An 11,905-nucleotide genomic window follows, 5' to 3' on the forward strand; every position below is an offset into this window, starting at 1 on the left:
CGACGGCCGTGGCGCAGTCGGCCGGGTCGTCGGGGGCGCACGCCTGGTAGGTGAACGCGTCGGTGCCGAGGTACCCCGGTCCCGGCGTGTAGACCACGGCGCCGGCCCCGCGGCCGACCCCGCGACCGGCACCGACCCCCCGCCCGTCGGCGCGGCCGGCCCCCCGGGGCCAGTCGACCGGCGACGCCGGGAACGCCTGACCTGCACTGACACGCCCGGTCCCCGCCGGGACCGGACGGACGAGTCGCGCCCCGGCGCGATGCGACGACAAGGAGAGACGGCAGCCATGCCGAAGAACAAGACGCACTCCGGTGCGAAGAAGCGCTTCCGGATCACCGGGAGCGGCAAGGTCATGCGCGAGCAGGCCAACGCGCGTCACCTGCTCGAGCACAAGTCGAGCCGTCGCACGCGTCGCCTCGCCTCGGACCAGGTCGTCTCCGCGGCCGACGCCCCCAAGATCAAGAAGCTGCTCGGCAAGTGAACCGTCGGCGCGCGAGCGCCACGGTCCTGCCGACCCGATAACGAAGCAAGGAGCATCACGTGGCACGCGTGAAGCGGGCGGTCAACGCCCAGAAGAAGCGCCGGGCGACCCTCGAGCGGGCCTCCGGCTACCGCGGTCAGCGTTCGCGCCTGTACCGCAAGGCCAAGGAGCAGGTCACCCACTCCCTCGTCTACGCCTACCGCGACCGCAAGGCGCGCAAGGGCGACTTCCGCAAGCTGTGGATCCAGCGGATCAACGCGGCTGCGCGCGAGCAGGGCATGACCTACAACCGCCTCATCCAGGGCCTCAAGGCCGCTGGCATCGAGGTCGACCGTCGCGTGCTGGCCGACCTGGCCGTCACCGACGTCGCGGCGTTCAACGCCCTGGTGCAGGTCGCCAAGGACGCGCTGCCGGCCGACGTGAACGCGCCGAAGGCCGCCGCCTGACGCTCGGCGTCACCGCGGGGCGCGCGGACTGACCGCGCGCACGCACTCCTCCGGACCCCCGGGAGCCTCGGCTCCCGGGGGTCCGGCGCGTCCGGGCTCGGACCCGCGGCCGGGCGCCCGCTCGCCCCCGCCCGCCGGCCCCCGTCCCTGCCGTCGCGCGCTCCGGCCCCGCCCCGGATGCCCGGCGATGCGCCGAGCGGGCAATCGACACGTCGAGCGAGTAGCCGGCGGATGCTCGCTCGACGTGTCGGTTGCCCGCTCGCCGGCGCCGCGTGCGGGAGGATGGCCCCGTGTCCCGCACCGCTCCCGACGGCCCCGCCGCCGCACGCCCGCTGATGACCAACCCGCACGCCGACCGCGTCAAGGCCGTGCGCGCGCTCGCCACCCGGTCGGGGCGCCGCCGCGCCGGGCGGTACGTCGTCGAGGGCCCGCAGGCGGTGCGCGAGGCCGTGCGCTGGGCGCCGCACACGGTCCGGGACGTCTACCTCACGCCCGAGGCCGCCGACCGGTACGCCGAGATCGTCGCCGACGCCGGGGCGGCCCGCCTGCACCTGCACCTCGGCGACGCCGCCGTGCTCGACGCCATGTCGCCGGACGCGCAGGGGGTGCTCGCCGTCGCCGACCTGCCCGACGCCGCCCGCCCCGCCACCCGCGGCGAGGTGCCGGTCGGCCCGCTCGGCGCGGACGCGCTCGACGTCGTGCTCGCCGCGCGTCCTCGGCTGGTCGCGGTGCTGGCGCAGGTCCGGGACCCGGGCAACGCGGGCACGGTGATCCGGGTCGCGGACGCCGCGGGGGCCGACGCCGTCGTGGTCGCGGGGGAGAGCGTGGAGACGACGAACCCGAAGGTCGTGCGGTCGACGGCCGGCTCGCTGTTCCACCTGCCCGTCGTGTCGGGCGTGCCGGTCGCGGACGCGGTCGACGCCCTGCGCCGCGCGGGGCTCGCCGTGCTGGCGGCCGACGGCACGGGCGACCTGGACCTCGACGACCTGCAGGACGCCGCGACGCTGGCCGGCGCCTCTGGTCCCGCCGCCGCGCCAGCCGCGCCCGCCGCGCCCGGCACCGACGACGGGGCTGCAACCGACCTGCGCACCCCCACGGCCTGGTTGTTCGGCAACGAGGCGTGGGGCCTGCCGGCCGAGGACCGCGACCGCGCGGACGCCGTCGTGCGGGTGCCGCTGCGCGGCCGGGCGGAGTCGCTCAACCTCGGCACCGCCGCCGCGGTGTGCCTGTACGCGTCCTCCCGCGCGCACCGCTGACCGCGCGCGCCGGACGACGTCGCCCGTGGGCGGTCCGTCCACCCACCCACCGACCCGTCGTCGACCGGCCGCGCACCGCGCGCTGAGCACGGCATGCTGGGGCGATGCGCGTCTTCGCCGCCCTGTGGCCCACCGACGAGGTCCGCCGGCACCTGGCCACCGCGCTGGTCACGGCCGTGGGCGTCGACGCCGAGCTGGCCCCCGGCCGGGCACCCGACGGCGTGCGGTGGACGCCCGCGGAGAACTGGCACGTGACGCTGGCGTTCTACGGCGACGTGGGCGAGGGCCCCGCGGAGGTGCTCGCTGAGCTCATGACCGGGATCGCGGCCGACGCCGCCCCGTTCGACCTGGAGCTCTCCGGCGCCGGTGTGTTCGCGCACCGCACGCTGTGGGCCGGGGTCGGTGGCGACGTCGAGGCCGTGCACGGTCTGGTCGCCGGCTGCCGGGACGCGGGCGACGCGGTCGGCGCCCGCCAGGACGACCGGGTCCGGTCCCGGCCGCACGTCACGCTCGGCCGGGTGGCCCCGCGGCGTGGCGGCAACCGGCGCCGCGACCGTGCCGCGGCCGCCCCCGACCCGGGCGACCTGCTCGTGCACGCCCTGGCGGTGTACCGCGGCCCGCGGTGGCCGGTGACCGAGCTCGTGCTGGCGGAGTCGCTGCCGGGGGAGGGGCGGGCCGGCGGGCCGCTGTACCGCGCCCTGGGGTCCTGGCCCCTCGGCGCCCCCGGGCGTGCCGACGGGCCCGGGCAGGCCCGGCCGTGACGCCGTCCACCCGGGTCGTCGCCTGTGGCACGATGGCGGGCATGACCGCCACCCGCCTCCTCGGCCGCCGATTTCCCGGGCCCGTTCCCGGGCCGCGGCGCTGAGAGGCGCGCAGGTCCCGTCCGGCGCCACGGCGCGGACGGTCCCGAGGCCCCGGAGCGGGCGCCACTAGACTCGCCCGTCGGTCGGCCCGTCGCGCGCGCCCCGCGCGCCTGACGCACGCCGGCCCGCCGCTCCACCTGCAGAGAAGGTCCGGATGTCCACGCCCGACACACCCCTGAACCCCCTCGACGCCGACGCCGTCGGCCGTGCCCTGGACGACGCCCTCGCGGCCGTCGCGGCGGCCGGCGACCTCGACGCCCTCAAGTCCGCACGGCTCGCGCACACCGGGGAGCGCAGCCCGCTCGCCCTGGCGAACCGCGCGATCGGCGGCCTGGCCCCGGCCGACAAGGCCGTCGCCGGCAAGGCGCTCGGCCAGGCCCGCGGCCGGCTGAACGCCGCGATCGCCGCCCGCGAGGAGGTGCTCGCCGCCGAGCGCGACGCGCGCGTCCTCGTCGAGGAGGCCGTCGACGTCACGCTGCCGTCCGACCGCACCCCGCGCGGCGCCCGGCACCCGCTGGAGCTGCTCCAGGAGCGCATCGCGGACGTGTTCGTCGCGATGGGCTGGGAGATCGCCGAGGGCCCCGAGGTCGAGGCGGAGTGGTTCAACTTCGACGCCCTGAACTTCGGCCCGGACCACCCGGCGCGGCAGATGCAGGACACCTTCTACGTCGCGGCGCCCGAGGGCGAGCCGGACCCGCACCTCGTGCTGCGCACGCACACCTCGCCGGTGCAGGCCCGCAGCCTGCTGGAGCGCGGCGTGCCGCTGTACGTGGCGTGCCCGGGCCGGGTGTTCCGCACCGACGAGCTCGACGCGACGCACACCCCCGTGTTCCACCAGGTCGAGGGCATCGCGGTCGACAAGGGCCTGACGATGGCGCACCTCAAGGGCACGCTGGACCACTTCGCGAAGGCGATGTTCGGTCCGGACGCGCGGACCCGCCTGCGGCCGTCGTTCTTCCCGTTCACCGAGCCCAGCGCCGAGATGGATCTGTGGTTCCCGCAGAAGAAGGGCGGGCCCGGCTGGATCGAGTGGGGCGGGTGCGGGATGGTCAACCCGAACGTGCTGCGCGCGGCGGGCGTCGACCCCGAGGTGTACTCCGGCTTCGCGTTCGGGATGGGCATCGAGCGCACGCTCATGCTGCGTCACGAGATCGCGGACATGCACGACATGGTGGAGGGCGACGTGCGCTTCTCCACCCAGTTCCGGGCGGTGATCTGATGCCTCGCATCCCCCTGACGTGGCTCGGCGAGCACGTCGAGCTCCCCGAGGGCCTGTCGGCCGAGCAGCTGGCGGCGGACCTGGTGAAGGTCGGGCTCGAGGAGGAGGCCGTCCACCCGGCCGCCGTCTCCGGCCCGCTGGTCGTCGGTCGCGTCGTCGAGCGCGTGCCCGAGCCGCAGAAGAACGGCAAGACCATCAACTGGTGCCAGGTCGACGTGGGTGACCACAACGGCACGGCCGAGGACGGCACGCGCACCCCGCGCGGCATCGTGTGCGGGGCGCACAACTTCGACGTGGGCGACCACGTGGTCGTCGCGCTGCCCGGCACGGTGCTGCCCGGCCCGTTCGCGATCGCCAGCCGCAAGACGTACGGCCACGTGTCGGACGGCATGATCTGCTCCTCGCGGGAGCTGGGCCTGGGCGACGACCACGACGGCATCATCGTGCTGTCGGAGATGGGCGTCGAGGCCGCTCCCGGGACCGACGCCCGCGCCCTCCTCGGGCTCGGCGAGGAGGTCCTGGAGATCAACGTGACCCCGGACCGCGGGTACTGCTTCGCGATGCGCGGCGTCGCCCGCGAGTACGCGCACTCGACCGGGGCGGCGTTCACCGACCGCGGCCTGCCCCGAGCCGGTGCGGACGACGGTCTGGCCACCACGGGCGGCTTCGGCGTCGAGCTCCGCGACGAGGCGCCGGTCCACGGCGTCGCCGGCGCGGACCGGTTCGTCGCGCGCGTCGTCCGCGGCGTCGCGGCCAGCAAGCCGTCGCCGACCTGGATGCAGCAGCGCCTGACGCAGGCCGGCATGCGCCCGATCTCGCTCGCGGTCGACGTCACGAACTACGTGATGCTCGACCTCGGGCAGCCGCTGCACGCCTACGACCTGGCGACGCTCGACGGCCCGATCGTCGTCCGGCGCGCCCGGGCGGGGGAGCGGCTCACGACGCTCGACGGGGTGGACCGGGCGCTCGACCCCGAGGACCTGCTCATCACCGACGGCCCGGACGCCGGGCGCGTGCTCGGGCTCGCCGGCGTCATGGGCGGCGCCGAGACCGAGGTGTCCGAGTCGACGACCGACCTGCTGATCGAGGCCGCGCACTTCGACCCGGTCTCGATCGCCCGCACCGCCCGGCGGCACAAGCTGCCGAGCGAGGCGAGCAAGCGGTTCGAGCGCGGCGTCGACCCGCAGCTGCCCCGCGTGGCCGCGGCCCGCGTCGTCGAGCTGCTCGTCGAGCACGGCGGCGGCACGGCCGACCCGGTGCTGACCGACGTCGACCTGACCACCCCGCCGCCGGTGCTGAGCCTGCCCGTCGACCTGCCCGCGCGGCTGATCGGCCTGGACCTGGACGTCGCCGCCGTCTCGCGCTACCTGCGGGAGATCGGCTGCACGGTCGGCGAGGTCGTCGGCGCCGGGGCGGACGCGGTCGTCTCCGTGTCCGTGCCGACCTGGCGTCCGGACCTCACCGAGCCGGTGGACCTCGTCGAGGAGGTCGCGCGGCTGCACGGGTACGACGCGATCCCGTCGGTCGTACCGCGCTCGCCCGTCGGCCTGGGCCTGACCGTCGCGCAGCGGCGGCGGCGCCGGGTCGCGCAGGTGCTCGCGGACGCGGGCTGGGTCGAGACCCTGTCCTACCCGTTCGTCGGGGAGGCCCAGCTCGACGCGCTCGCACTGCCCGCCGACGACGAGCGGCGGACGATGGTCCGGCTCGCGAACCCCCTGTCCGAGGAGCGGCCGTCGATGCGCGCGTCGCTGCTGGTGACGCTTCTCGACACCGCGCGCCGCAACGTGGCCCGCGGTACCACCGACCTCGCGGTGTTCGAGGTCGGCGCGGTGACGCTGCCCCGCCCGGGTGCGGCGCCGGCCCCGGTGCCGCCGGTGGCGCAGCGGCCGTCGGACGACGTGCTCGACGCCGTGCGTGCCGCGGTGCCGCACCAGCCCCGGCACGTCGCGGGCGTGCTCACCGGCCTGCGCGAGCCGGCGGGATGGTGGGGGCCCGGCCGGGCCGCCGACCACACCGACGCGATCGACGCCGTGCGGCTGCTGGCCGAGACCCTGGGCGTCGAGCTCGCGGTCGCGTCCGACGCCGGGCGGGCGCCGTGGCACCCGGGCCGCTGCGCGCGGTTCACCACCGCCGACGGCACCCTGGTCGGCCACGCCGGCGAGCTGCACCCGAACGTCGTGCGGGCCCTCGGGCTCCCGGCCCGGGCGAGCGCGTTCGAGGTCGACCTCGACGTGCTCCTCGCCGCCGCCCCGCGCACGGAGGTCGTCGCCCGCGAGGTGTCGACGTTCCCGGTCGCGAAGGAGGACGTGGCGCTCGTGGTCCCGGCCGAGGTGCCCGTGGCCGACGTGCTCGACGCGGTCCGCACGGGCGCGGCCGCCAGCGCGGCGGGCGACGTGCTGGAGAGCGCCCGGCTGTTCGACGTCTACACCGGTGAGCAGGTGGGTGGGGGCCAGCGGTCGCTCGCGTTCGCCCTGCGCCTGCGCGCGGCGGACCGCACGCTCACGGCGGACGAGACCGCGGCCGTCCGCGCCGCGGTCGTCGCGGAGGCCGAGCGCCGCTTCGGCGCCACCCTCCGCGCGTAGCACCACCCCGACGGCCCCGGCCGCGCGCGCCCTCCGGGGTGCCCGCGGACCGGGGCCGTCGGCGTCCCCGCGCCTGCGGCGGGCGGGCGCGAGTTCGCCGGTTCCGCGCGAGTTCGCCGGTTCCGCGGCGCCCCGCGGCGCGCAACCGGCGAACTCGGCCGGCCTCCCCGCCGCCCCGCCGGCCCGCCGGCCCCTGCAGCCCGATCGGCCCAGCCCGGGTGATCGGGCGTTCACCCGATCGCAACCTTCGTGTCCCCCCGGCGTGCTTGTGTATCCGGACATACCGCCCATACGTTGTCAGCCGGCTGTGTGACGACTGTGATGCGGCCTGCTGACGAGGGCGCCAGGAGCGCCCCGGGGGATCGGAGAAGATCGGTGAGCGCTGTACGCACACGCACGAGGTGGGCGGCGAGCCTCGCCGCCGTGGGGGCGATGGTCGGGGTACCCCTGACCGCGGTCCCCGCGGCTGCGGCGGAGGACACCCACACCATCGCGGAGGTCCAGGGGCCGGGCGACGCGTCGCCGCTCGCGGGCCAGACGGTCACGACGTCCGGCGTCGTGACCGCGGTCTACGCGACCGGCGGCTACCGCGGCTACGTCATCCAGACACCGGGCACGGGCGGGGACACCGACGTCTCGGCCCGGACCGCGTCGGACGCCGTGTTCGTGTTCTCGGCCGCGACGGCCGGCTCGGTCGCGATCGGCGACCACGTCCAGGTCACCGGCGCCGTGTCGGAGTACCAGGGCCTGACGGAGATCACGGTCGGCAGCGCCGCCGGCCTGGTCCGGCTCGGCGACGCGCCGGCCCCGGTCGCGCCCGTCACGGCCGCCTGGCCCGCCGACGACGCGGCGCGCGAGACGCTGGAGTCGATGCTCTACCTGCCGTCGGGCGACCTGACGGTGACCAACACCTACTCGACCAACCAGTACGGCGAGGTCGGCCTGGCGTCGGGGACGACGCCGCTCATCCAGCCGACCGAGGTCGCGCGCCCGGGCACCCCGGAGTACGACGCGGCCGTCGCGGACGACGCGGCCCGCGGGGTCGTGCTGGACGACGGCGCGAGCACCAACTTCCTGTCGGCCGCGAACACCGGCCTGACCCCGCCGTACGTGTCGCTGACGGACCCGGTCCGCGTGGGCGCCGCGGCCACGTTCACCGCGCCGGTGGTCGTCGACTACCGGAACAGCGCGTGGAAGCTCAACCCCACGCTGCCGCTCGACGCGGCGAACCCGGGCGGCTACCCGGCGACGTTCGAGAACGACCGCACGGCGGCGCCCGAGGGCCTCGGTGACGCCGACGTCACGGTGGCCTCGTTCAACGTGCTGAACTACTTCACCACCCTGGGCGCCGACACCGCGTCCTGCGTGCCGTACACGGACCGCGCGGGCACCCCGGTGACCGTGCGCGAGGGCTGCGCCCAGCGCGGGGCCTGGAACCCGGCCGACCTGCAGCGGCAGCAGGACAAGATCGTGGCCGCGATCAACGCCCTCGACGCCGACGTCGTCGGCCTGATGGAGATCGAGAACTCCGCGGCCGTCGACGGCGTGCCCGACGAGGCGCTGTCGACCCTGACGGCGGCGCTCAACGCGGCCGCCGGCGAGGGCACCTGGGCGTTCGTCCCGTCCTCGAAGGAGCTGCCGGACGCGTCCGAGCAGGACAGCATCACCAACGCGCTGATCTACCGGCCCGCGGCGGTCGAGACCGTGGGCGACGCCCGTGCGCTCGGCACGCAGTCCGGCGACGACCAGGCGTTCGGCAACGCCCGCGAGCCGATCGGCCAGGCGTTCGTGCCGACCGGCGGTGGCGAGCAGCTGTTCGTGGTCGTGAACCACCTGAAGTCGAAGGGCTCGGCGGGCCCGTGGCCGGGCGACGCCGACACCGGCGACGGCCAGGGCGCGTCCAACGAGTCCCGGGTCCGCCAGGCCGAGGCGCTGCGCGACTGGGTCCCGACGGTGCAGGGCGACGCCGAGGCGGTGGCGCTCCTGGGCGACTTCAACTCGTACACGCAGGAGGACCCGCTGCAGGTGCTGTACGCCGCGGGCTACACCGACGCGACCACGGCGCTCGACGCGGGGGAGTACTCCTACTCGTACCAGGGCCTGTCGGGCTCGCTGGACCACGTGCTGCTGAACGACGCGGCCCTGGGCCGGGCGACCGGCGCGGACGTGTGGAACATCAACGCGGGCGAGTCGGTGGCGCTGGAGTACAGCCGCTACAACGCGCACGGCAGCCTGTTCTACGCGCCCGACGCGTACCGGTCCTCGGACCACGACCCGGTCCTGGTCGGCCTGACCGCCGGCGACACCGGCACCACCCCCGACGGGCCGGTCGACCTCACACTGCTCAACATCAACGACTTCCACGGCCGGATCGACGCCAACACCGTCGCGTTCGCCGGGACGGTCGAGCAGCAGCGGGCGGCGGCCGAGGCCGACGGCGGTGCGGCGGTCTTCCTGTCCGCCGGTGACAACATCGGCGCGTCCCTGTTCGCCTCCGCGGTGGCTGAGGACCAGCCGACGATCGACGTGCTGAACGCGCTCGACCTGGCCGCGTCGGCGGTCGGCAACCACGAGTTCGACCGCGGCTACGCCGACCTGGTCGACCGCGTGATCGCCGGCGGCGGCAACGCGCAGTGGCCGTACCTCGGCGCGAACGTGTACGACAAGGGGACCCAGGACCCGGCGCTCGACGAGTACACCGTGGTCGACGCCGGCGGGGTGCGGGTCGGCGTCATCGGCGTCGTCACCCAGGAGACCCCGACCCTCGTCACCCCGGGCGGCATCGCCGACCTGGACTTCGGCGACCCGGTCGAGGCGGTCAACCGCGTCGCCGCGCAGCTGTCCGACGGCGACGACAGCAACGGCGAGGCGGACGTGGTCGTGGCCGAGTACCACGAGGGCGCCGGCGCGGGCACGCCGGACGGCGCCACGCTCGAGGAGGAGATCGCCGCGGGCGGCGCCTTCTCGGACATCGCGACGCTGACCTCGGGCGACGTGGACGTGATCTTCACCGGCCACACCCACAAGCAGTACGCCTGGTACGGGCCCGCCGAGCCGGAGGCCTCCGGCGAGTGGACCCGCCCGATCGTCCAGACCGGCTCGTACGGCGAGAACATCGGCAAGGTCACGCTGACGTACGACCCGGCCTCCGACGCGGTCTCCGCGCTGACCGGCGAGAACGTCAAGCGCGTCGCCCCGGCGGCGGGCCAGACCCAGGCCCAGCTCGACGCGGCCCTGGTGGCCCAGTACCCGCGCGTCGCCGAGGTCAAGACGATCGTCGACGCCGCGCTGGCCGCGGCGGCCGTGGTCGGCAACCAGCCCAAGGGTTCGGTGACCGCGGACATCACGACCGCCTACGCAGGCGGCGCGTACACGAACGGGGTCTACACGGGCGGCACCCGCGACGACCGGTCCAAGGAGTCGACGCTCGGCAACCTGGTCGCCGACTCGCTGCTCGAGACGCTGTCCTCCGCGGAACGCGGCGGGGCGCAGATCGGCGTCGTGAACCCCGGCGGCCTGCGGGCGGAGCTGCTGTACGCCCCCGACGGCACGATCACCTACGCCGAGGCCAACGCGGTCCTGCCGTTCGTGAACAACCTCTGGACCACGACGCTGACGGGCGAGCAGGTCGTCACGATGCTCGAGCAGCAGTGGCAGACCAACGCGGACGGCACGATCCCGAGCCGCCCGTACCTGCAGCTCGGCCTGTCGGACAACGTCACGTACACCTACGACGAGTCGCAGCCGCTGGGGAGCCGCATCACCTCGGTGACGGTCGACGGCGCGGCGATCGACCCGGCCGCGGAGTACCGCATCGGGACGTTCTCCTTCCTGGCCCAGGGCGGCGACAACTTCCGGGTGCTCGCCGAGGGCTCCGGCACCACCGACTCGGGTCTGATCGACCGGGACGCGTGGATCGCCTACCTCGAGGCGCACCCGGGCCTGTCGCCCGAGTTCGACGAGCGGGCGGTCGGCGTGCCGGCGCTGCCCGACGAGGTCACGGCGGGCACCGAGCTGGCCTTCGGAGTCACGGGGCTCAACCTGACCAGCCTGGGCTCGCCGCTGAACACGGCGCTCGACGTGCAGCTCGACGGCGCGTCGATCGGCTCGGCCACGGTGACCGACGGCGCGGCGCAGGTCGCGGTGACGGTCCCGGCGGGGACGGCGGCCGGCGAGCACGTGCTCACCCTGGTCGCCGCCCCGAGCGGAACCGTCGTGACGCTGCCCGTCACGGTGGCGGCCGCGCAGGAGCCGGAGCCGCAGCTGAAGCAGTCGTCCGTCACGCTGTCGGCCAGCCGCGGCACCCAGACCTACGGGACCTGGCTGCCGACGCTGCTCGTCTCGCAGGTGCGGGTCGAGGGGACGTGGTTCCCGTCCGGCACGGTCGAGTTCCGCGAGGGCGACCGGGTCGTCGGCCGCTCGCCGGTGGTGCTCGGCCTGGCGCTCGGCTCGGTGCCGCGCACCGCCTCGGTGGGCGCGCACCAGTACACGGCGGTGTTCGTGCCCTCGCGGCCCGACGTGGTCGCCGGCAGCACCAGCGCGCCGGTGACGGTCACCGTCAAGAAGTGACCTGAGCCCCGCACGAGGACGGGCCCCCGCCCGCCGGATCGCTCCGGCGGGCGGGGGCCCGTCGTCGTCCCCGCACCGCGTCCGTGTCGCCGGACGGTGGGATGCTGCGGGGCGTGTACGCCGAGCGACCGTCGACCCGCGTCCCGGGTGCCGTGCTCTGGTCGGTGACCGCGCGCGAGGGCGGGACGGGCGCACCCGCGGCGGCGTCGGCGCGGCCCGCCGCGCGGTCCGGAACGGGGTACCTCGCTGCGGAGGCGGGCCAGGACGTGCTCCCCGACGGCTGCATGGACCTGGTCTGGTCCGGCGGCCGGCTGCTCGTCGCCGGCCCGGACACCCGGGCGCACCCGTCCGGCCCCCTGCCCGCAGGCGCGGCGGCGCTCGGGATCCGGCTGCCGCCCGGCGCCGCCCCGGTCCTGCTCGGCGTCCCCGCGGACGCTGTGCGCGACGAGCGCCCGGAGCTCGCGGACGTCTGGGGCGCCCGGGCGGCGC

At 75.9% G+C, this 11,905-nt stretch carries 8 protein-coding genes; all 8 read left to right on the plus strand.

The annotated features are described in order from the left end of the window. The first annotated feature begins 286 nt into the window (after positions 1-286). Positions 287-481, plus strand: coding sequence for a 50S ribosomal protein L35 (gene rpmI, locus FA014_RS13825; protein WP_154730244.1), 195 nt, complete (start codon positions 287-289; stop codon positions 479-481). 59 nt (positions 482-540) lie between these two features. After that, positions 541-927, plus strand: a complete 387-nt coding sequence (gene rplT, locus FA014_RS13830) for a 50S ribosomal protein L20 (protein WP_154730245.1) — start codon at positions 541-543, stop codon at positions 925-927. Positions 928-1,262: 335 nt separating this feature from the next. Continuing rightward, positions 1,263-2,183 (plus strand): TrmH family RNA methyltransferase, encoded by a 921-nt coding sequence (locus tag FA014_RS13835; protein WP_154730250.1) that lies wholly within the window; start codon positions 1,263-1,265, stop codon positions 2,181-2,183. 104 nt (positions 2,184-2,287) lie between these two features. Further along, complete coding sequence (gene thpR, locus FA014_RS13840) at positions 2,288-2,944, plus strand: RNA 2',3'-cyclic phosphodiesterase (RefSeq protein WP_154730246.1); 657 nt, start codon at positions 2,288-2,290, stop codon at positions 2,942-2,944. A gap of 256 nt (positions 2,945-3,200) precedes the next feature. Continuing rightward, positions 3,201-4,265 (plus strand): phenylalanine--tRNA ligase subunit alpha, encoded by a 1,065-nt coding sequence (pheS, locus tag FA014_RS13845; RefSeq protein ID WP_154730247.1) that lies wholly within the window; start codon positions 3,201-3,203, stop codon positions 4,263-4,265. Further along, on the plus strand, positions 4,265-6,847 hold the full coding sequence (gene pheT, locus FA014_RS13850) for a phenylalanine--tRNA ligase subunit beta (protein ID WP_154730248.1): 2,583 nt from the start codon (positions 4,265-4,267) through the stop codon (positions 6,845-6,847). The genes pheS and pheT overlap by 1 nt, the downstream gene beginning before the upstream one ends. Positions 6,848-7,279: 432 nt before the next feature. Beyond that, a complete protein-coding gene (locus FA014_RS13855) occupies positions 7,280-11,416 on the plus strand; it encodes an ExeM/NucH family extracellular endonuclease (protein ID WP_230323157.1) in 4,137 nt (1,378 codons plus the stop codon). 113 nt (positions 11,417-11,529) lie between these two features. After that, the coding region (locus FA014_RS20060; RefSeq protein WP_328288201.1) for a DUF6597 domain-containing transcriptional factor at positions 11,530-11,905 on the plus strand (376 nt) is incomplete at its 3' end.

Origin of the sequence: Cellulomonas hominis (genome assembly GCF_005239125.1) — a bacterium.
GTDB lineage: Bacteria > Actinomycetota > Actinomycetes > Actinomycetales > Cellulomonadaceae > Cellulomonas > Cellulomonas hominis_A.